Raw genomic sequence first — 19,706 nt, forward strand, 5'->3', positions numbered from 1 at the left:
GTTTGGCACCTCGATGTCGGCTCATCACATCCTGGGGCTGAAGCAGGTCCCAAGGGTTCGGCTGTTCGCCGATTAAAGTGGTACGTGAGCTGGGTTTAGAACGTCGCGAGACAGTTCGGTCCCTATCTCATGTGGGCGTAGGATACTTGAGAGGAGCTGTCCCTAGTACGAGAGGACCGGGACGGACGAACCTCTGGTGCACCAGTTGTCGCGCCAGCGGCACAGCTGGGTAGCTATGTTCGGTTCGGATAACCGCTGAAAGCATCTAAGCGGGAAGCCAGCCTCGAGATGAGGTATCCCTGAAGACCCCTGGCAGATTACCAGGTTGATAGGCGGGGCGTGTAAGCGCTGCGAGGCGTTTAGCTAACCCGTACTAATCGGTCGTTCGGCTTGACCATTTTCAAGATTGCTGCACTCGGGACTTGGACGCTTAGGTTGGTCGGGGCGGATAGCCTCGACGGATGCCCTTCAGGGATTCGATTTGGTTACCGGCGCTACTGGTAGGTGGCGCGCGGTGGATCCGGCGATTTCCGGTGACCGTAGCGCGGGGGAAACACCCGTTCCCATTCCGAACACGGCAGTTAAGCCCCGCAGCGCCGATGGTACTGCACCGGCGACGGTGTGGGAGAGTAGGTCGTCGCCGGGATCCTCTCAGGCCCTCGGTGGGTTGTTCCCGCCGAGGGCCTTTTTCGTTGGTCCGAGAGGCGATCGCTAGGGGTAGTAGCCGCTCATGGTCTTGACCTGGGCACCGGGTCGGTGAACGTCCACCTCGATACGGCGGAAGCCGTCATCGGTTCGGTTGTTGCTGGACTGGTAGGCGAGCATGTACTGCGAGCGAAGCTCACGCTGGACGTTGGCGTAGATCTCGTCGAGCAGTTCCGGGTCGCGGACGAAGTAGCTTTGCCCGCCGGTTTGCGCGCTGAGCCTGTCCAACCGGCGCCTGGCACCGGCTTCGTCGATGCCGAGGCCGATGGCGTACACCGTGACGCCGGCACGGCGGGCGTACTCGAGAGTCTCGTCGAAAGAGAAGCGCGAGACCTCGTCCTTCCCGTCCGTCAGGAGCAGGATCGCGCGCTGACCGGTGACGCCCGCGAGGTGATAGAGGCTGAAGATCAGGCTGTCGTAGAGGGCGGTCTGCCCCTCGGCGGTCAGGCCGGCGAGCCCGCTACCGAGTTCCCGCAGGTCGTTGGTCAGGCGGACAGCCAGTTGAGGAAAGCGGTTGAAGGTGATGACGGCGGCCCGGTCGCGCGGACTCACGGCCTGCTCGAAGAACCTCAGCGCCGCGCGCCGCGTGATGTCGAGGGAGGCGCGCATGGAAGCGGAGTTGTCGATCAGGACGCCTACATGGATGGGGAGGTCGACGACCCGCTCGAATCGGCTTACGCGCTGCTCCCGACCATCCTCGAGGACGTTGAAGTCGGGGAGCTCCAGGTTCTCGAGCGGCCGCCCGCGACGATCCGTGACCGAGACGAACAGCTCCACGAACTGGACCTCGACGCGTTCGATGTCGCCGGGCGAGTTGATGAAGACGAGATCTTCCGCCGTGTTGCCGTCGCGAAGGTGAGCCACGGCGCGCACGTAGGACACGCCGGTGGAGGGCGGAAGCTGGATCGGCTGGATGAATGGCTCCTGGTAGAGGGTCGAGGACAGGTTCTCGTTCAGGTAGAACTCGAGCCGATCCAGCGTCGCTCCTTCCGGAAGCTCGACCTCTGCCCGCGCACGAAGGCTGGAGACGTAGCTCGCACCGCGCCGGGGCTCGATCAGCCGGACCGTGAAGCTATGGTCGCCGGCGTTGATCGCCAGCTCGTCCCAGGCCAGCACCTCACCGTTCTCGCCGACGCCTTCGACCCGCAGGGTACGGGGCCGGGGGAAGTCGCCGAGGTCGAGCTCAACGCTGTAGGGCGCATGCGCCTTCCTGAGCACCGCCGTTTCGTCGAGGAGGAAGGAGACGGCCGACACTCCCTCGCCCTCGACAACCGCGTCGAAGCGAACGAGGCCGGAGAGGATCTCGCCCGCGGGCTTCAGCAACCGGATGTCGACCGACTCGGTACCCACGCTTCGGGCGGCCTCTGCCAGCAACTGTTCGCCCTCCGGTTGGCCTCCGGGCAGCGGCGCAAGGTCGGAGAGTCTGGGGACGCTGACGTCCTGCTCGCCGCGGAAGAACCGCAGGCCGTTGACGTCCTCGATCCGCAGGATCAATCGGTAGTCGCCGGGCCGCAGATAGCGCTGAAACGGTAGCAGCAGGGGCCCGCCCGCCGCGCCCTGTTCACCGGTGGGGGCGGGGAAGCCGAATTTGTAGCGGAACGACTCGAACAGTTCACGATCCTTGATGACTTCGCCAACCAGGACCAAGTCGCGCGACCTGTAGCCGGCGAACTCGCCGACGGCAATCGCGGCCGGATCGATGCGAAGCCGTCCCTCGACGACCGTACGGCTCTGAAACCGGCCGAGGAAGTCGTAGTCGGTGTCGGCAGAGAAGAGGGACGCGCCGGGTGGCAGGTCGGTGCTGGCCGCCGCGAACGCGGCCGTCCACTCTTCGTTGCGAGGCCTCGGCTTCGCCAGCACGTGTGCGAGCTGGCTCCCGTACTCGTGTCCCAGGCTGCGCATCTGGTCGATGACGTCCTCGAGCAGGTGGCCGTTGATGCATGCCTTCGCCCCTTCAACCACGCCCCGGATGTCGCCGCGGCCCGGCGCCCAGACCCGAGCCTCTCCGAGGCCTCGCGCTCGGACGAAGAGCAACAGGAAGTTGAACCGGACCCGGTCGCTTCCCTGGTACACCCAGACCTCGGCCGGTATGCGTGTCGTGGTGCACCGGACCTGGACGATGCGGTGAGGCTCGCCGTGAATCAGCAGAACCTGCGAGCGCGCGTCCGTCAGGCCCCCATAGTTGGTGCGGGCATAGGCCGCCCGCTCCTCCCAGCGCTCGCGCATCTCGTTGCGTCCGGTTTTGGGCACCGGATCACGCACTTGCCAGAACTTCCGAATGAAGGCCTCCCGCTGGTACTCCCGAGTGAGCTGGAAGAAGAGATCGCGTTCCTCAGCCGTCATGAGGACCGAAACCTCAGCCAGCCAGTCGGCGTGGCGCCTGCTCAGCCGGTCGGCAGTCGGGGAAGACGAGGCTGCAGGTTCGTCGTTCGCCTCCGTCCCGCCTTCCTGCGCGCCGGCGGCGGTGGCGGCCCACAGGCTGGAGAGTCCCACCAGCATCGCCACCGTGGCAAGACCGGCCTGGCAGCTCGGAGGCCATGCTGCCGCGGATCGGCTCACGGTCACGGAGCGTACCAGTGTGCATGGCCACGAGGTTGGGAGTTGAGCCCGCCGCGGTCGGCGGCCGGTTGCTATACTCGCGTGCCCTGTTTCACTGAACTGGCGCCGGTCGTCGGCGCCGTGTTTCCTTGTCGATTCCCAGCATCGCGGAGGGATTCCCGCCCATGTCGAAGAAGCTCGTTTCCGGCCGTTCAAAGTCCCGTTTCATCCTGGTCCTGGCTTTGGCCTTTCTGGTGGCGCCCGTTGCCGCACAGTTGCCGCCCGACGCGGTCGATCTGGCCAAGGTCAAGATCCCTGAGGCTCTCAAGTCGACGGACCTCTGTCCGGTCAAGTTCGTGCCGTCCATAGCCGATGGCGAGACCTGGACTCATGGCGGTGTCGCGTACCGGGGCAGCGAGCCCGGCGTCGCCGCGACGTTCGCGGGCGATCCCGATTCGTATGCCTCCAAGGCCGCCGAGGAGCGCTACGTGGAGAACTTCATGCTCGCGATGAGCACGATTTGGTGTCCGATCACCGACGAGGTGACGCCCGGTGGCCGGAAGCAGGTCGATGGCCTTGGTTACACCTGGGAAAGCTGCTGCTCCTTCTGCGACGAAGAGATGGCCCCCGAGAACTTCGACGAGGCGCTGGAGCGTCTTCGTGAGCGCGCCGTCGAGTCGTTCGAGCTGACGGGTGGCATCTACACCGAGGGTGCGAGCAGCCCGGTCGAAGGTGCGATCAGGGACGACGTCTAGGGTCCCTTGCCCCGCATAACGCGCGTCTACACGCGGACCGGCGACGATGGAACGACCGGCCTGGGCGTTCGCGTCCGGGTTCGCAAGGACGACGCCCGCGTCGAAGCCTACGGCACGGTCGACGAGCTGAACTCGGCTTTGGGTGTCGTGGTGGCTTCCGGTCCCTCGGCTCCCGTTGCCGACAGCCTCCGCCGGGTTCAGCAGGAGCTGTTCCATCTCGGTTCGGATCTGTGCGTTCCGCCGGACGATGAGGCTCCTTCCGTGCCGCGCATCGAGCAGCGCCACGTCGAGGCCCTGGAGAAGACGATCGACCAGTTGCAGGAAGAGCTCGAGCCGCTCGCGAACTTCGTGCTGCCCGGTGGCTGCGCCGCGGCGGCCGCGCTGCACCTGGCCAGGACCATCTGCCGTCGGGCGGAGCGGCGGCTGGTAACGCTCGCCGCCACCGAGCCGGTCGGCGCGCCGGCCCTGACCTACGTCAACCGGCTATCCGACGCGCTCTTCGTCATGGCTCGCTACGAGAACCTGGTTAGCGGCGAGTCGGACGTGCTCTGGGACTCGAGGGCGTAGGGCCCGGCATGCGCCTGCCCATCCGTCTTCTCGACGTGGCGGTCATCGGTCTGGTCTTCCCGGTGGCCTCCGTTCTTGGCTTCCTGGCCGGCCAGACGGTCGGAGACTGGTTCGACGCGCCGAAGATCGGAGCGATGATCGGCTTCCTGTTTGGCGTCGCGGCGGGCTTCTACAATGCCTATCAGACAATCCAGCGAGTCAGCGCGGACGAGGAGGAAGATGGCTTCGGCGGCTCGTGAAGTCGCCCGTCTGCTCGGCTTCCGGGGGCCTTCGGGAACGGCCGATCAGTTGGCAGCGATGTCGAAGCGGGTTCTTCGCTGGTCGCTGCTGCTGACGGCCCTGGGAGGTGCGGCAGCGCTCGCCTGGAGCCCGGGCGCCGCAGTTGCCTTGACAGTCGCAGGGCTCGTCAGTAGTTTCAGCTTCCGCGGCCTGGAGATGCAGGTTCGCGCGTTGGAGCCGAACGTCGACGGGCGTGCTGGCGCCAGGAACACTCTGTTCACCGTTCTCCGCTATTCGTTGTTGAGCGCTTTCATCGTTGCGGCCCTGCTTGTGGGGTCAAGGGAGTTCATCGCGCTAATCCTGGGATTCTCGGTCGTGCCTCTGGCACTGGTGGCTTCGGAACTGGCGCGTCGCGTCGGTTCGCCTCGCTAGCCTGAGGATCAGCCCGGTTCCGACCCGTACGCCGACCGACTCCGCGTAACCGTACACACGCCCGACTCATCCGTTCGAGCGACGGTCACCATCCCCCCACGTCCGAAGTCCCCCAACTGTTATGGCTGCCGGCGAACACTCCATCCTCTACGAGCCCGTGAACGCGGCCTGGAAGTTCGGCGTGGGTCTGGCGGGAGCCGAGGAGAGCCTGCCCCCCGAAGTGCCGGATCACGTCGTCATGGCGCTGTTCGTCTTCGGCGTCGTGACGACACTGGGGGTGATCGTGTCGAACGGACTGAACCGGGACGATCCGGGCAAGGTGCAACAGATCGTCGAGATTGTCCTCCACTGGATGCGAAACCTCCTCGAGGAGACGATCGGCGAGGGCGGCTCGCGACATCTGCCCCTGATCGCCTCCTTCGCCTTCTTCATCTTCATCAGCAACCTGTCGGGGTCCATCTTCTTCCTGCAGCCCCCGACCCAGAACGTCAACGTCACGTTCGCCCTCTCGATTACGGCCTGGGTGCTGTACCACCTGTTCGGCCTGCGCCGGAACGGACTGCGCTACTTCGGGCACTTCGTCGGCCCGGTCCTCTGGCTTGCCCCGCTGTTCATACCGATCGAGATCATCAGTCACGCAGCTCGCGTGCTCTCGCTCGGCATGCGGCTGTTCGGGAACGTCTTCGGCGAACACCTCGCCGCGGCCGCCATCTTCGGTCTGGTTCCCCTTGCGCTGCCGCTTCCGATCATGGCGCTCGGCCTCCTGGCCGCTACGCTGCAGACCTTCATCTTCATCATGTTGACCACCGTTTACATCGCCGAGGCTGAAGCGTCGGCACACTGAAAGGGACTCTCAGGAAATGAAGAAGTCAAAGCTCGTCCTTCTCGTGGCCCTGCTGCTCACCCTGTTTGCCGCTCCGGCATTGGCTCAGGACGGCGCAGAAGGCGACGGCGGCGGCGCCAATCTCGGCCTGCTGGGCGCCGCCGTGGGCATCGGTATTGCCGCGGCCGGCGGCGCGATCGGTCAGGGCCGCGCGACCGGCGAGGCCTGCGCGGGACTGGCGCGGAATCCGGGCGCGGGCGGCCGCATTCAGATCATGCTGCTGATCGGCCTGGCCTTCATGGAGTCGGTCGTCATCTACGCCCTCGTCATCGCGCTCCGCGGCGGCGGGTTCTTCTAGGAGAACCCGCCGCGGTTTGCGGCGCCGGGGAACCTGCGCCGCTGAAGCCTCCCGGGAGGGAGGCCTTCTGGCCGGCTTGCACGTCCCTTGTGGCGTGCGCCGGCCATATTGGCGTTTCGCGGAGCTTCCGTGTAAGCGCCGGGGCTCGCCCTCGGTGGCGCCGTCGGGCCGGAAAACGGTGCTCTGACAACAAGATGACGGCTTGAGCGCCGTGCCTTTGGGACTTGGCACCGAATGTGCTGACCCCTTCCCACACAAGGCGTCGCGGCCCCATTGCCGCGGCGGGGGAGGCAAACCACAGATGAGCGCCATAGCCGATCACAACGGCGGCTGGAACTTCGAGGCCGAGGTGCTGCCCTTCATGGACAGTCTCTACAGCACGGCCTACCGGATGTCCCGCAATCGTCAGGACGCCGAGGATCTCCTGCAGGAGACCTACCTGCGGGCGTACAAGTACTACGACAAGTTCCAGGAGGGGACGAACTTCAAGGCCTGGTTGTTCAAGATCCTCAAGAACACGTTCATCAACCGCTACCGGAAGCGCCAGCGCCAGCCGCTCAAGAACTCCTTCGACGAGATCGAGGGCTCCTTCGAGTCGAAGCTCCTCGAGTCGCCGCTGACCGCGCGCGGCGCCACCCCGGAGGAAGAGCTGATGGTCGACGCGCTCGATCAGGATGTTCAGCAGGCTCTCGAGGCGCTTCCCGAGGACTACCGGACGGCGGTCGAACTGGCCGACCTGCAGGGACTGTCCTACCGGGAGATCGCGGATCAGCTCGGCATTCCACTGGGCACCGTGATGAGCCGGCTCTACCGGGGCAGGCGGAAGCTGGAGGCTGTCCTCCTCCAGTACGCCCGCGAGCACGGCTACATCCGCTCTCGAGAGCCAAGAAAGATGCGGTCGAGGCAGCAGGACGCGGCCTGAGCATGGAAGAATAGGACTTCCGGGCCCGGCCCGGAGGTGCCTAACTCGTGCGTACTGAACAACTTGGGCGTTGGGCCGCAGGTCTCCTGAGCGCCGCTCTGGCGATCTTCCTGGGCTGGCTCGCGATCCGCCCCGCGGCTACGCCCATTGAAGTGAGCGCCGCGTCAGGCAGCGTGACCGACGACGACCTCGCCTTCGCGCTCGACCCGGAGGCACTGGATCAGGTGCCCTTCCCGCTGGAGCACGTGATCCGGAGAGGCGACACCCTCGACGGGGTTCTGCGTCGAGCCGGCGTTCCGGAGGCGGAACTCCATCAGGCCAGCGCGGCGGTCAGCGAGGTGCTGGACCCCCGCAAGCTGCGCGCGCGCGAGGCCTTCTACTCGATGGTCCACCGCGACGAGGGACTCGTCGGCGTCACGCTGCCGCGCCGGGGCTCGGGCGTCGTCGTGGTCGAGCGGAACGGCGGCGACTGGACGAGTCGCTACCGGCCCTATCGACGCAGTCACATCCGGCGCCTGGTCCACGGCGAACTGCGCGGAGCCCTTGAGAGCTCGATTCGCCGCGCCGGCGGGCCTGTCTCTCTGGCCGGGAGCATGGCGAGGGTGCTGCAGTGGGACCTCGATTTCAATCGCGACCTGCGGGTCGGCGACCGTTTCGAGATCCTGTTCGACGAACTCCTCCTGGACGGGCAGGTCCAGGGTGTGGCTGCGGTCCACGCCCTGCGCTACCAGAACCGGGACCGTTGGCTCGAGGCCTACAGTTTCGCCGAGGAGGGAAGCGGTGTCGGTGGTTCCAACCGGTACTACGACGCCGATGGCCAGCCCCTGCGGCGGCAGTTCCTCCGTTCGCCGCTGCCGTACTCGAGAGTCACGTCCCGGTTTTCTCTGAGTCGCTTCCACCCGATCCTGAAGCGTCGCATGCCGCACTACGGCATCGACTACGGCGCGCCGGTCGGAACCCCGGTGCGGGCGACGGCGGATGGCACCGTCCTTTCGGCCGGTGTGCGCGGCGGAGGCGGCCGGACGGTCCGGCTGCGCCACCCGAACGGCTACCTGACGGCCTATCTGCACCTCTCCGGCTACGCGCGAGGCATTCGCTCCGGAGCGCGCGTCGATCAGGGCCAGGTCATCGGGTACGTCGGCTCCAGCGGTCTTTCAACCGGGCCGCATCTCGACTATCGCGTGCAGCGCAACGGCCGCTGGATCAACCCGGCGACTTTGGTGAGCGAACCCGTGCCGCCGCTGGCCGACGCCTTGCTGCCGGCCTTCTTCGAACGCCGGGACGCCTTGCGCCACGAACTGGAGGGCGGTCCGGGACGCGACGTTCGTTTGGGTCCCTAGCCCCTAGCGCGTCGACCGGCGGCGCTTTCACATTGGGTGCGCCGGCGTCCCCGCCGGCATCCAGGACACGCACCCGCCTGGCGGGGCCAGGGAAGGGGCTCCCAGCGGCCGCTCGCGCTTGATTGGTGGATGGGAGGTCGGCGCTCGCTTCGGTCGGCTGCGCTGCGGTGGGTCGTCGGTTGAGGTGACGATCTCGGGAGACGCTTGCCTCCAGCCCGCTGGGCGCCCCTTCCCTGGCCCCGGCAGGCTGGAAGTCGTCGTTGGCTAGGGCGACGCGGCCTCCAGACTACGCCGTCGCGCAGGGAACGGGCCCGCCTGTCGGTGCGCGCGTCTTCTGACCCGCTGCCGCCGAAGGCGGCCGGAAAACGCGCCGGCCGCTAGGCCGGCACCGCTTCGCGGACCGCTCTCCTATTCGAGCGAGCGGGCTCGATCGCGAAGCATCGAGTAGGCCTCGGTGCGCGAGAGGCTGCTGCCGATCTGGAGAGTGTGGGAGCTGCTCCAGTCCCCAGCCTCGCCGGTCTCCGTCTCGACGTAGGTCAGCGTGTTCGCGTTCTCCCAGACGACGATCGCTCCGGTGCCGTTGGGCGAAACCAGGATCGTCGGCTCGCCATCGCCGATCGTCGGTGCGATCCGCTCTGACTTCACCTGCAGCCGGGCGAGATGCTGGACGTAATCGTCGCCGATTTCCTGGGCCGCGGCGAGAAGAACGTGACCGTCATCGCTCCCAGCACCTTCGAGGAGATCGCCTTCCTGGGCTCGAGCGCCTACTAGGACAATGTGGTGACGGGCGTTGCTCGTTACGCTCGTCAGGCCGCCCTCGTCGCAGAGGTCCCTGGCTTCGGCTATCAGGTGACTCCTCACGTCGTCCGCGATAGGTGCAAGCACGCGGCTGCGGATGCGGCGGCCGACAAGTACGATGTGGTGTCTCGCTGCCGAAGCGACGGAGGTGATCGCATCCGAGCCTTCCGTCTCGATTCGCGAACACAGGCTGGAGGAGTCGAGGTGGTCCGCCAAACTGTCGGCGAGTTCCGCGAGTTCGGTTGCCGGCGTGGAGAGTTCCAACTGGACCAAGGCCCCCGTGCCACTGTCGGCAAAGCCGATAACCACCGCGTTCGGTTCGGAAGCCGCGTCGACGGTCGGTGCGGTTAGCAGTTTCGTCGCCACCTCACTCGTGAACGGATCGTCAACCAGCGACTGGGACACGTAGTCGTTCAGCCGGTGGACTCGACGCCAGGTGGACGCCAGCCCGCCGTCGATCAGGACGACCGGGGCGTACATGACCTTCTCGCCGTCCGTCGTGTCCTCTGCCCAGACGACGTGGAGGACTGTCCGTGTGCTCGACTCGCCGGCAGTTCCGCCTGCCAGCTCGAAACGGTCGTGGGTGACGGCGAGGCGTGGTGCAGACTTCTCGCTGTATATGTTGCCGGAGACCTCAATCGTCTCGGACCAGATGCTGCCGTCGAAGGACGCGAGATTGATACGGGTCAGGGTCGAGGCGTTGCTGCTCGACCAGACGACGTACAGCTTCTCGGTGGCCGCGTCGAAGAACAGGGATGGCGTACGGTCGCTGTCGTCCGATTCGCTGCCGGGGACCAAGTAGTACTCGACCGTGCCCGATCCACGACGAGCTTCGAGCCGTAGAACGTCCGCGTCCTCTGAAGCCTGGCTGCCGTCCGGGAAGAGGTCGCGGTAGGGACCTATGCTGACTTGGTAGACGTCGCCGCCGTTACCCAACACGGGCGCACTGCCAGCGGCATACGCCGCGCCACCGCCGAGCAGCAAAGCTAGCGTCGCAATGACCGCCGTGCTTTGCGTCCGGCCCCAGCAGCTGGAGAGCAGGCCCTTCATCACGCCCTCAGGTTCACTACTTGGCGAAGATCGACGGACATCAGTACGTCGGTCAAGCCGGTTCGTTCGGGATAGAAGCGCCGCTCAAGGTCGCTGAAGGACGCTCGCGCCGCTTCTGTATCGCCTTCCAAGATGGCTGCCTGCCCGAGCAGGTACAGGCAGTTCTTGACCAAGTCGAGATCGTCAACGCGCTTGGCGAGTTTCAGGGCGGTCGCTGCGTGCCGTTTGGCGCAGGCTGTGCGTCTGAGTTCCAGGTGGGCGAAGCAAAGATCAAGGTGCGAGAGTGCGATGTCCCACTCAGCTCGCTCTCGCCTGAAGGTACGCAGGCTTCGGTACAGCAGCTTGAGCCCTTCCCGGAATCGGGCACGGTGAGGAGTACGGGATCCTGCTGCCTGGACTACGAGGCAGTAACCGAGATTGCCTTCGGCCGAAGCCGTCCAAGACGGTGCGGCACCCTCCGACAAGCGGAGCGCGACTCGGTAACACGCCGCAGCATCAGCTTCTCTACCCTCGGCCACCAAGAGGTTTCCCATGAGATTCTGCGCAAGACCCCTTAGCCCCGCGCGCTCAACGTACTCAGCGCGGTCGCGGAACAGCCGTGCGTAAAAGAGAGCCTTCTTGACTTCGCCCTCCAGCTCATGAGCGCGCGCCAAGGTATAGGCGGCCAGACAGCAGTTGTGGTCCACCGCGCTACCAAGCAGGATCCTGCGGAGCTCCGGCATCACCTCGGTGCCATTGCCGAGTTCCGTCTCCGCAGCGCCCCAACCGCACAGCGCCTCCTCGGCGAGATCGCTCTCACCATCGGCGGTCGCCACCTCCATGGCCTGGAGGTAGACGGTGCCTGCCCCCTTGTATGACCCCTTGGCGACGAGATCCCTAGCACGGTCCCTCAGCGTCCCGAAGTCCTCGGCCGTGTCCACGACGCACGTCTCCGGCTCGGGCGCGGGAACGCGCTCCGGGGTAAACGCCGACTCAGGCGACGAGTGGAAGGGAACTACCGTCGCGGTCATTGCACGACCGATTCTAGTCCAAGGCGGCGCGTAAGTGTAGCCAGGACAAGAGCGCGATGGCGAGAGGCGCCGCTCCCGGTTACCCGGAAGCGACGCCCCAGGGAATCGTCCGCGATCCAATGCCCCGGGCGGTTGCGGCCTCGCGGCCTGGTCCGCCTTCGGCCAGGAGCACTCACGATTCGCGCAATGCAGGCCTCAGAACGTCAGGCGGAGAAGCCCGGCTACTGCCGTTCTCAGCGTCCCACTCGGCACCGTCGAGACCATCCGGCTCACGATCTGAGCCAGAGTCCCGCGGTCCCGCGGAGGCGGCCCGTAGTTCACTTGGCGCCCGCCGGTGTCCGAGTTCTGGTCGCCCGTCCGCCCGACGAGGACGATGTGGACCCTGGCTCCGCTGGTGACAGAGGTCGGGGCATCACCTGTCGCGCCGACCGGTTCGGTTGGCCAAGGGTCTACGGAGGCCGAAGTTCCGGCGGCCGTGCGGGACTTGGAGTACCTGACTAATCGAGCGGACTCCTACGCCCGACTCCTGTTGAGCGTGCCCGAGACGGACCGACGCGTGAGTGAGGAGTGCGAGCGTGGTCTGGAGGAAGCCTGGGCCGATGTCGAGGCTGGCCGAGTGCGCGGCTCCGAGGAAGTCAAGGGGGAACTCGGCTTCTGAGCGGCGTTCCGCGCACTACTCGCTCGGTTCGGCGACGACATGCGGCTCGACGTCTTCGTCGAGGCCTGTGACCTGCTTCACACGTCACGCGGCGTCGTGCCGCTTGATCCAGTCACGAAGCGCTTCGTTGATTCGCGTCTGCCAGCCTCGACCGCCGGCCCGGAAGTGGTCGATCACGTCCTGCGACAGCCGAATGGTGGTCGACACCTTCGGTTTCGCGAGTGGCGGACGGCCGCGGCGGACGGGCGCTTTGGCGAACTTCTCCGGCCAGCCCTCCCGGGAGAGGTCCGGCGCGGTGTCCGGGTCAAAGTCTTGGGCCGTAGAGTGCTCGCTCTCGTTCATTGGCCTTCCTCATGCTGATGATCCTGTATGCATCGCTGCGGGGCGTCCAGACGAGAACCACCATCGCGTCGTCCAAGAAACCGACGGTTATGTAGCGGTCCTCTCCGTAGTTCCAGCGGTCATCCTGTGCGGTCAGCGTTGCGCCACGGAACACGTCGGTGGCGCGGGCCAAGTCAAGTCCCCTCGCTTCAAGTGTGGCCGCCCGCTTCCTCTCGTCGAACTCGACTCGCACAATTGATGTTACTACAGAAATGTCGAAGGGGCTGCGGCTACACGTCCAGGCCGACCTGGCGCATCAGATCGAGGGCGTTGCTCCTGGTGACCGTGCCCTCGCGAAGCTGGTAGTCGAAGCGGATCCTGCCGTCTTCCAGCCGGTCCTGGAAGTGGACGTTCCAGAGCCGCGATTCGGCAGAATCCTCGGCGATGCTGGCCAGGGCCAGATCGTGCGTGGTCACGAGACCGATCGCGCCGCGGTCGAGCAGGCCGCGAACCAGGGCCTCGGCGCCGACTCTGCGGTCGTGGGAGTTGGTGCCGTGGAGGATCTCGTCCAGCAGGAACAGCACCGGCGTCGGCTGTTCGGTCAGGTCGAGCACGGACTTGAGCTTCGTGATCTCGGCGTAGAACCTGGACTGGCCCTCGGCGAGCGAGTCGTGGAGCTGGATCGAGGAGCCGACCGCCAGCGGCGTCAGCCGCAGCGAACGCGCTCGCACCGGCGCGCCGGCCTGCGCCAGCGCTACGTTCGTGCCGACGGTCCTGAGCAAGGTGCTCTTGCCGGACATGTTCGAGCCGCTGACGATCAGGCACTGGGCCGCCGTTGTGCCAGCCGCCTCGGCTTGCCGGTCGTCCCGGTCGGCCTCCCGAAGCGGCCCGGCCAGAAACACGTCGTTCGCCACGCACTCCTGGGCCGGCAGCAGCGGATGCCCGAGTTCCCGGCCGTCGAGCAGTGGACGCCCGTCCCCCGACGGCTCGACCAGCGTGGGGTAGGTCCGGTCCGGGTTCTCGAACGCATGGGAGGCGAGGCTCGCCAGAGCTTCGACCTCGGCCAGTGCCCCGAGCCAGACGGCGACCCGGTCTCCGTGCCGGCGACGCCAGGAGTCGATGGAGTAGGCGACCTGGGGCGTCCAGAGCAGCAGCAATCCGAAGGGAACGAAGAAGGCGTTGCGCATCGAGTCGAGCAGGTCGACGAGGCGCTGCAGTTGCCTGGCGCTGCGGGAGGCGGTGACGCCGTCGTCGCTTCGTAGCCGCCTGTCCAGTTCGACCAGGCGCGTGCTCTCGAACGGCTCGCGCTCGATGACTTCCAGTAGCGATGCAACCAGGTTCAGGTCACGGCTCGCCCGCCTGACGCCGGCCGTGACCGCCCGGAAACGCTGACGCCAGGCGAGGCTCCACAGGATCTGCAGCACGGCCAGGCCAAGGAAGGGCGATGGCCCCCAACCCCAGGCCAGCCAGCCCGTGACCGTGAGGAGATTGGCGGCGGCGACGGCAACCAGCAGGGCGCGCACGAGGGACTCCCGTCCGCCGGCGCCGGGAAGCGCGGCGCGGCCGTCACCTTCCGCCCAGGCGCCCTCCGCCCAGGACACTAGCGCCTCCGGATCGAGGTCGGTACGCGCGATTCGACCGGTCGCGGCGAGACGCTCGCGGAAGTCCAGGCCGGGCGCCAGCTCGCGGACGGCCTCCTGCCGCCGCCGCAGGGCATCGGGCGGCGCGGGCTGGAGCAACCACGACGCCAGAAGTTCCTCTCCGCCGCGAGTCCGGGCCCGGCTCAATAGCCGGAACAGCGAGTCGGGGCCGAAGAGGTCGAGGTCCGCGGCGTACACGTGCCCGGCGTGATCGTCCGCAAAGCGTGTTCCGGGCCGTCCGCCGGCGCGCCAGTCGCCGTCGAGGCGGTCGAGCATGAATCGGTAGAAGGCTCGTTCCCGCTTCAGCCGTTCGGCCCGCTGCAGCACACGCTCGTGGAGAACGACGAGGACGAGAAAGAGCAGGGCCGGGACTGCCGCCCAGAGCAGGGGGAAGAGCCTCGCCTGGACCGACAGCCAGACCAGCACGGCTGCCGCCAGAACGACGGCCAGCCGCGACCACGACACCGTCTTCTCGATGCGCCGCGTTCGCCGCAGTTCGCCGTCGCGCTGCTCCGCGCGACGTTCGCAGATCGAACGCGGGTCCTTCACCGTGCCGCCGGTGCTCAGGTCAGCGCCGGATAGACAATCGACTTGAGCTGGCCGCGGAAGTTGAACGTGCCCGACATCCAGAACTGGACCATGAAGATCACGATCAGGTCCTCCTTCGGATCGATCCAGAAGGCCGTGCTCGCGGCGCCGCCCCAGCCGTACTCGCCGACCGAGCCGATCGCCTGGGCGACCGCGAGGTCCAGGGTGACGGAGACGCCGAGACCGAAGCCGACCCCCTCGTAGGTCGTCTCGCTGAAGGAGCCGACCGCCAGGTCGGTCAGGTCGCTGCCGTCCGGGAGGTGGTTCATCGTCATGAGCTCCACCGACTTGCGGCCGAGGATGCGGGCGCCGTCGAAGGTCCCGCCGTTCAGCATCATCTGGCAGAAGCGGTAGTAGTCGTGCATCGTCGACACGAGTCCACCGCCACCCGAGAAGAAGCTGACTTCGCCGGTGTAGTGGCTGGTCTGGGGATCGTCGAGCAGGACCAGCTTCTTGTTCCGGTCTCGCCCGTAGTTGGCGGCGAAGCGGTCGACCTTGGCCGCGGGCACTGTGAAGCCGGTGTCGACCATGCCCAGGGGCCCGGTGATGTGCTCCTGCAGGTACTCGTCGAACGGCTGGCCGGAGAAGACCTCGACCAGGTAGGCGAGCACGTCGGTGGCGACCGAGTAGTTCCAGGCGTCGCCGGGCGAGAACTCGAGGGGCAGCTCCGCGAGTTGCTCGATCATCTGGCGCAGGCTGCCGCCGGACGGCGGTCCGCCGATGCCGAGCTCGCGGTACGCGGCGTCGACGTTCGTGCGTTCCATGAAACCGTAGGTCAGCCCCGACTGGTGCGTGAACAGGTCGCGGACCGTCATCGGGCGATCGACCGGCCGGGTGAGGAAGTTCGGGTGGTTCCCGCTCTCAAAGACCCTCAGATCGCGCCACTCGGGGATGAACTTCTCGACCGGATCGTCGAGCTGGAAGTGGCCCTGTTCGTAGAGCTGCATCAGGGCGACCGAGGTGATCGGTTTGGTCATCGAGTAGATGCGGAAGATCGTGTCGGTCCGCATGACGCGGTTCCGCTCACGGTCCATCAGCCCCTGCGCCGAGAGCCAGGCCGGCTTGCCGCCGCGGGCGACGAGCGTGAGGCAGCCCGCGATCTTCTCCGGCTCCAGGTAGCGGCGCCGCAGATGATCGTCGATGCACGCCAGTTGCGCGGCGTTCAGGCCGACCTCTTCGGGGCGGGCGAGGTCGAGTTCGGGGGGCGCTGAAACCAGGACGGGTCGTGCCGGCATGGAGAATCCTCCGCTTCTGCAGGTCGGTGCACTATCTGCGGCGCGGCGATCTTTGCAGATCGCGAAACGGGCGGGGCGCATACAATCGCGCAGCCGTGGCCCAAGCCCAAGCTCAGGAGCCCTTGCCCTCGACCTGTCTCGAGGCCAACGGTGTCACGCTCTCGTTTGGCGGCGTCCACGCTCTGAACGATGTCGCGCTGGACGTACGTCACGGCGAGGTGTTCGCGATCATCGGGCCGAACGGCGCCGGCAAGACCTCGCTGCTGAACTCGATCAGCGGCCTCTACCGGCCTCAGCAGGGCTCGATCACCTACATGCCGGAGCCAAAGGCGGCGCCGGTCTCGCTCGTCGGCCGCGCGCCCCACAAGGTGGCCCAGATCGGCATCGCCCGGTCGTTCCAGAACATCGAGCTCTTCCGCGGCATGACGGTGCTCGAGAACCTCATGCTGGGGCGGCACATCCACATGCGCGGCAACGTGCTCAGCTGCGGCGTCTACTGGGGTCCGCAGCGCCGCGAGGAGATCCGGCACCGGGCCGCGGTGGAGGACGTGATCGACTTTCTGGAGATCGAGAACCTGCGCCACCAGGCGGTCGGCACCCTCGCCTACGGCCTGCAGAAGCGGGTGGAACTCGCCCGCGCGCTGGCGCTCGATCCGAAGCTCCTTCTGCTCGACGAGCCGATGGCGGGAATGAACGTGGAGGAGAAGGAGGACATGGCGCGCTTCGTCCTCGACGTGAACGAGGAATGGGGCGTGACGACGGTGCTGATCGAGCACGACATGGGAGTCGTCATGGATCTCTCGGACCGCGTGGCGGTGCTCGACTTCGGCCGTTCGATCGCGTGCGGCACTCCGGACGAGGTGCGCGCCGATCCGGCCGTCATTCACGCCTACCTGGGAGACGCCGAATGACCGCGCTGGCGGAACTGCCGCGGGACGCGGACACGATGCCAAAGCTGCTGCTCCGGAATGCCCGCGAGCGCGGCGGCGAAGCGGCGCTCCGGGAGAAGGAGTTCGGCATCTGGCAGAGCTTCACCTGGGCGCAATACGCGGAGCGGGTCAGGAACTTCGCCCGCGGCCTGGTTGAACTCGGACTCAAGCGGGACGACATCGTCGCCGTGCTGGGGGACAACCGGCCCGAGTGGCTTATTGCCCAGCTCGCGTCCCAGGCGGTCGGCGCCCGCTCCCTGGGCGTCTACCAGGACTCGGTGGCGAGCGAAGTGCAGTACCTGGTCGAGTTCGCGGGCGCCCGCTTCGTCATTGCCGAGGACCAGGAGCAGGTCGACAAGCTGCTGGAGGTCTGGGACGAGTTGAGCGGCGCCGCTGAAGCGGACGGCCAGGGGATCGCGAACGTCATCTACTACGACCCCCGCGGACTCGGTGCCTACCCGCACGAGTTCCTGCTCGGCTTCTCCGAAGTGGAGAAGATCGGGCGGTCCGCGACGAGCAGCACGGCGGACGACTTCGAGCGCTGGGTCGAAGCCACGACCGCCGATGACGTGGCGCTGCTGTCGACCACCTCCGGGACCACGGGCAAGCCGAAGCTGGCGATGCTCTCGCATCGCAACCTGCTGACCATGGCGCACAGCTTTCAGAGCATCGATCCGATGCGGAGCGACGACGAGTTCGTCTCCTTCCTGCCCCTCGCGTGGATCGGCGAGCAGATGATCGGCGCGGCCTGCGGAATGCTCGTCGGCTTCACCATGAACTTTCCTGAAGAACCGGAGACGGTGCAGCACGACATCCGCGAGATCGGACCGCACATGATGTTCTCGCCGCCCCGCATCTGGGAGAACATGGTGTCCGATGTCCAGGTACGGATCGAGGATTCCTCCTGGCTCAAGCGCAAGGTCTACAACTGGGCGTTGGGCGTCGGTTACAGAGCGGCCGACACCCGGCTGGCGGAGGGCGGTTTATCCAGGCTGCTGGCCGTGCAGAACTGGATCGCGAACGCCTGCTGCTTCTTCTGGTTGCGCGACAAGCTCGGGGTGCGGCGAATCCGGCGCGCCTACACGGGCGGCGCGGCGCTCGGGCCCGACATCTTCCGCTTCTTCCACGCCATCGGCGTGAACCTGAAGCAGATCTACGGCCAGACCGAGGTATCCGGGATTTCGGTGGCGCACCGCGACGACGACATCAAGTTCCAGACGGTCGGCACGCCGGTGCCCGGGGCGGAGGTCAGGCTCGGCGAAGGCGGCGAGATCCTGACCAGGAGTCCGTCCGTCTTCCTCGGCTACTACAACAACGAGGAGGCGACGGAGGAGGCACTTCGCGACGGCTGGCTCTACTCCGGCGACGCCGGTTACATGGACGACGACGGGCACCTGATCGTCATCGATCGCAAGAAGGACGTGATGGAGCTGCACGATGGCACCCAGTTCTCGCCGCAGTTCATCGAGAACAAGCTGAAGTTCAGCCCCTACGTCAAGGAGGCGGTCGTGTTCGGCGGCGGCGACTACGCGTTCGTCACGTCGCTGATCACGATCGACTTCGCCAACGCGGGCAAGTGGGCCGAACGGCGCCAGATCCCGTACACCACGTTCACGGACCTCGCCCAGAAGCCGGAGATCTACGAACTCGTGCTGGAACATACGGCCGGCATCAACGGCGATCTGCCGGAGTCGGCCCGGATCCAGCGCCTGCTGCTGCTGCACAAGGAACTCGACGCGGATGACGAGGAGTTGACGCGTACGCGGAAAGTGCGGCGCCGGTTCATCGCCGATCGGTACCGCCTGCTCGTCAACGCGCTCTACGGCGGCGACGAGGCGGTCGAGATCGAGAACGAGATCACCTACCAGGACGGCACGACCGCGGTCCTGCAGACCCGGCTGCGCATCGCTCAGCCCGCCACCGCCTGAGGAGCGGACGATGGACTCCGACGTCTTCCTTCAACTCACCGTTTCCGGGCTCTCGAACGGCATGGTCTATGCCCTGGTGGCGGTCGGCTTCGTCGTGATCTTCAAGGCGAGCGACGTGATCAATTTCGCGCAGGGCGAGTTCCTGCTCTTCGGCGCCTACCTGGCCTTCGCTTTCATTGCCCAGTTCGGGTTGCCCTGGAGTCTGGGTGTGCTGGCGACGCTGCTCACCGCGGCCATGATCGGCTTGATCGTGGAGCGTCTCGTTCTCCGGCCACTGATCGGCGAGCCGGTGATCTCGATGATCATGGTCACGATCGGCCTCTCGAGCCTGCTGCGAGCGGTGGTGAACGGCATCTGGGGAGTGCGACCCAAGGCCTTCCCGAACTTCATCCCCTCGGGAGAAGTCGAGTTCCTGGGCGCGATCGTCGGTTTCGACCGTTTGCTCGTGATCGCTATCGCTGCGATCCTGCTGACGGTTCTGACGCTGTTCTTCCGTTACACCCGGGACGGCATCGCGATGCGCGCCATCGCCGACGACCAGCAGGCGGCGCTGTCGATGGGCATCAGCATCAAGCGCGTCCTCGCTGTCGCCTGGGCGATGGCGGCGATCACCGCGGCGGTCGCCGGCATCATGCTGGCGAACACGGTCGGCGTCAGCCACGACATCATCTTCATCGGACTGCGCGTGTTCCCCGTCGTCATCCTCGGCGGTCTCGACTCGGTGCCCGGCGCGATCGTCGGCGGCGGCGTCATCGGGCTGCTGGAGTCGTACACGGCCGGCTACACGACTTCGGGCCTGGAGCTCATCGTCCCGTACATCGTGCTGATCCTGGTCCTGATGGTTCGTCCGTACGGCCTGTTCGGCAAGGAGATCATCGAGCGGGTGTAGG

Annotated in this window: 19 protein-coding genes and 2 rRNA genes; 14 read left to right on the forward strand and 7 right to left on the reverse strand. The window is 66.5% G+C overall.

All coding sequences use genetic code 11. From position 1 onward, the window contains the following. Both OXI49_14525 and rrf read left to right on the forward strand, forming a co-directional pair. Positions 1 to 398 (forward strand): 23S ribosomal RNA (locus OXI49_14525); the annotation flags it as partial. 131 nt (positions 399 to 529) lie between these two features. Then, positions 530 to 646, forward strand: a 5S ribosomal RNA gene (gene rrf / locus OXI49_14530). 65 nt (positions 647 to 711) lie between these two features. Here the strand turns inward: rrf and OXI49_14535 are convergent. Further along, a complete protein-coding gene (locus tag OXI49_14535) occupies positions 712 to 3,264 on the reverse strand; it encodes a VWA domain-containing protein (protein MDE2691727.1) in 2,553 nt (850 codons plus the stop codon). A gap of 164 nt (positions 3,265 to 3,428) precedes the next feature. Here OXI49_14535 and OXI49_14540 point away from each other — a divergent pair, with 164 nt between their 5' ends. From OXI49_14540 to OXI49_14575, 8 genes are all read left to right on the forward strand, one after another. Then, positions 3,429 to 3,998: a hypothetical protein gene (locus OXI49_14540; GenBank protein ID MDE2691728.1), complete on the forward strand. Its 570-nt coding sequence runs from the start codon at positions 3,429 to 3,431 to the stop codon at positions 3,996 to 3,998. Positions 3,999 to 4,004: 6 nt separating this feature from the next. Then, positions 4,005 to 4,565, forward strand: a complete 561-nt coding sequence (locus OXI49_14545) for a cob(I)yrinic acid a,c-diamide adenosyltransferase (GenBank protein ID MDE2691729.1) — start codon at positions 4,005 to 4,007, stop codon at positions 4,563 to 4,565. A gap of 8 nt (positions 4,566 to 4,573) precedes the next feature. Continuing rightward, positions 4,574 to 4,804: an AtpZ/AtpI family protein gene (locus OXI49_14550; protein MDE2691730.1), complete on the forward strand. Its 231-nt coding sequence runs from the start codon at positions 4,574 to 4,576 to the stop codon at positions 4,802 to 4,804. Then, positions 4,785 to 5,216 (forward strand): hypothetical protein, encoded by a 432-nt coding sequence (locus OXI49_14555; GenBank protein MDE2691731.1) that lies wholly within the window; start codon positions 4,785 to 4,787, stop codon positions 5,214 to 5,216. The genes OXI49_14550 and OXI49_14555 overlap by 20 nt, the downstream gene beginning before the upstream one ends. 121 nt (positions 5,217 to 5,337) lie before the next feature. Next, positions 5,338 to 6,060 (forward strand): F0F1 ATP synthase subunit A, encoded by a 723-nt coding sequence (atpB, locus tag OXI49_14560; protein MDE2691732.1) that lies wholly within the window; start codon positions 5,338 to 5,340, stop codon positions 6,058 to 6,060. A 16-nt stretch (positions 6,061 to 6,076) separates the two neighbouring features. Further along, positions 6,077 to 6,397, forward strand: a complete 321-nt coding sequence (locus tag OXI49_14565; GenBank protein MDE2691733.1) for an ATP synthase F0 subunit C — start codon at positions 6,077 to 6,079, stop codon at positions 6,395 to 6,397. A gap of 301 nt (positions 6,398 to 6,698) precedes the next feature. Further along, on the forward strand, positions 6,699 to 7,319 hold the full coding sequence (locus OXI49_14570) for a sigma-70 family RNA polymerase sigma factor (protein ID MDE2691734.1): 621 nt from the start codon (positions 6,699 to 6,701) through the stop codon (positions 7,317 to 7,319). Positions 7,320 to 7,366: 47 nt separating this feature from the next. Beyond that, complete coding sequence (locus OXI49_14575) at positions 7,367 to 8,659, forward strand: peptidoglycan DD-metalloendopeptidase family protein (protein MDE2691735.1); 1,293 nt, start codon at positions 7,367 to 7,369, stop codon at positions 8,657 to 8,659. 408 nt (positions 8,660 to 9,067) lie between these two features. Here the strand turns inward: OXI49_14575 and OXI49_14580 are convergent, their stop codons facing one another. Further along, positions 9,068 to 10,396, reverse strand: coding sequence for a hypothetical protein (locus tag OXI49_14580; protein MDE2691736.1), 1,329 nt, complete (start codon positions 10,394 to 10,396; stop codon positions 9,068 to 9,070). 110 nt (positions 10,397 to 10,506) lie between these two features. Then, complete coding sequence (locus OXI49_14585) at positions 10,507 to 11,517, reverse strand: hypothetical protein (protein ID MDE2691737.1); 1,011 nt, start codon at positions 11,515 to 11,517, stop codon at positions 10,507 to 10,509. A gap of 535 nt (positions 11,518 to 12,052) precedes the next feature. Between OXI49_14585 and OXI49_14590 the strand changes: the two genes are divergently transcribed. Next, positions 12,053 to 12,175, forward strand: coding sequence for a hypothetical protein (locus OXI49_14590; protein ID MDE2691738.1), 123 nt, complete (start codon positions 12,053 to 12,055; stop codon positions 12,173 to 12,175). 84 nt (positions 12,176 to 12,259) lie between these two features. On the opposite strand, the gene OXI49_14595 is transcribed toward OXI49_14590, so the two are convergent. The 4 genes from OXI49_14595 to OXI49_14610 are packed head-to-tail and all read right to left on the reverse strand — an operon-like array spanning position 12,260 to position 15,959. Further along, complete coding sequence (locus OXI49_14595) at positions 12,260 to 12,517, reverse strand: BrnA antitoxin family protein (GenBank protein MDE2691739.1); 258 nt, start codon at positions 12,515 to 12,517, stop codon at positions 12,260 to 12,262. Beyond that, positions 12,480 to 12,749: a BrnT family toxin gene (locus OXI49_14600; GenBank protein MDE2691740.1), complete on the reverse strand. Its 270-nt coding sequence runs from the start codon at positions 12,747 to 12,749 to the stop codon at positions 12,480 to 12,482. Before OXI49_14600 ends, OXI49_14595 begins: the two co-directional genes overlap by 38 nt. 37 nt (positions 12,750 to 12,786) lie before the next feature. Then, entirely contained in the window at positions 12,787 to 14,685 is a 1,899-nt protein-coding gene (locus OXI49_14605) for a DNA mismatch repair protein MutS (protein MDE2691741.1), read from the reverse strand. Positions 14,686 to 14,699: 14 nt separating this feature from the next. Then, on the reverse strand, positions 14,700 to 15,959 hold the full coding sequence (locus OXI49_14610; protein MDE2691742.1) for a serine hydrolase: 1,260 nt from the start codon (positions 15,957 to 15,959) through the stop codon (positions 14,700 to 14,702). A 95-nt stretch (positions 15,960 to 16,054) separates the two neighbouring features. Here OXI49_14610 and OXI49_14615 point away from each other — a divergent pair, with 95 nt between their 5' ends. Genes OXI49_14615 through OXI49_14625 form a run of 3 tightly spaced genes read left to right on the forward strand, consistent with a single transcriptional unit; the run spans position 16,055 to position 19,705 of the window. After that, a complete protein-coding gene (locus tag OXI49_14615) occupies positions 16,055 to 16,870 on the forward strand; it encodes an ABC transporter ATP-binding protein (GenBank protein ID MDE2691743.1) in 816 nt (271 codons plus the stop codon). Further along, positions 16,867 to 18,816, forward strand: a complete 1,950-nt coding sequence (locus OXI49_14620; GenBank protein MDE2691744.1) for an AMP-binding protein — start codon at positions 16,867 to 16,869, stop codon at positions 18,814 to 18,816. Before OXI49_14615 ends, OXI49_14620 begins: the two co-directional genes overlap by 4 nt. A 10-nt stretch (positions 18,817 to 18,826) precedes the next feature. Beyond that, entirely contained in the window at positions 18,827 to 19,705 is an 879-nt protein-coding gene (locus tag OXI49_14625; protein ID MDE2691745.1) for a branched-chain amino acid ABC transporter permease, read from the forward strand. The last annotated feature ends 1 nt before the right edge of the window (position 19,706 follow it).

Source organism: Acidobacteriota bacterium (assembly GCA_028875725.1).
In the GTDB taxonomy this organism is placed as follows: Bacteria; Acidobacteriota; Thermoanaerobaculia; order Multivoradales; family Multivoraceae; genus Multivorans.

What these genes read in the sequence shown, in the direction of transcription:
- OXI49_14550 (MDE2691730.1), top strand. Translation starts at nt 4,574, where the DNA reads ATGCGCCTGCCCATCCGTCTTCTCGACGTGGCGGTCATCGGTCTGGTC.
- OXI49_14555 (MDE2691731.1), top strand. Translation starts at nt 4,785, where the DNA reads ATGGCTTCGGCGGCTCGTGAAGTCGCCCGTCTGCTCGGCTTCCGGGGG.
- OXI49_14595 (MDE2691739.1), bottom strand. Translation starts at nt 12,517, where the DNA reads ATGAACGAGAGCGAGCACTCTACGGCCCAAGACTTTGACCCGGACACC.
- OXI49_14540 (MDE2691728.1), top strand. Translation starts at nt 3,429, where the DNA reads ATGTCGAAGAAGCTCGTTTCCGGCCGTTCAAAGTCCCGTTTCATCCTG.
- atpB (MDE2691732.1), top strand. Translation starts at nt 5,338, where the DNA reads ATGGCTGCCGGCGAACACTCCATCCTCTACGAGCCCGTGAACGCGGCC.
- OXI49_14610 (MDE2691742.1), bottom strand. Translation starts at nt 15,959, where the DNA reads ATGCCGGCACGACCCGTCCTGGTTTCAGCGCCCCCCGAACTCGACCTC.
- OXI49_14620 (MDE2691744.1), top strand. Translation starts at nt 16,867, where the DNA reads ATGACCGCGCTGGCGGAACTGCCGCGGGACGCGGACACGATGCCAAAG.
- OXI49_14570 (MDE2691734.1), top strand. Translation starts at nt 6,699, where the DNA reads ATGAGCGCCATAGCCGATCACAACGGCGGCTGGAACTTCGAGGCCGAG.
- OXI49_14625 (MDE2691745.1), top strand. Translation starts at nt 18,827, where the DNA reads ATGGACTCCGACGTCTTCCTTCAACTCACCGTTTCCGGGCTCTCGAAC.
- OXI49_14565 (MDE2691733.1), top strand. Translation starts at nt 6,077, where the DNA reads ATGAAGAAGTCAAAGCTCGTCCTTCTCGTGGCCCTGCTGCTCACCCTG.
- OXI49_14585 (MDE2691737.1), bottom strand. Translation starts at nt 11,517, where the DNA reads ATGACCGCGACGGTAGTTCCCTTCCACTCGTCGCCTGAGTCGGCGTTT.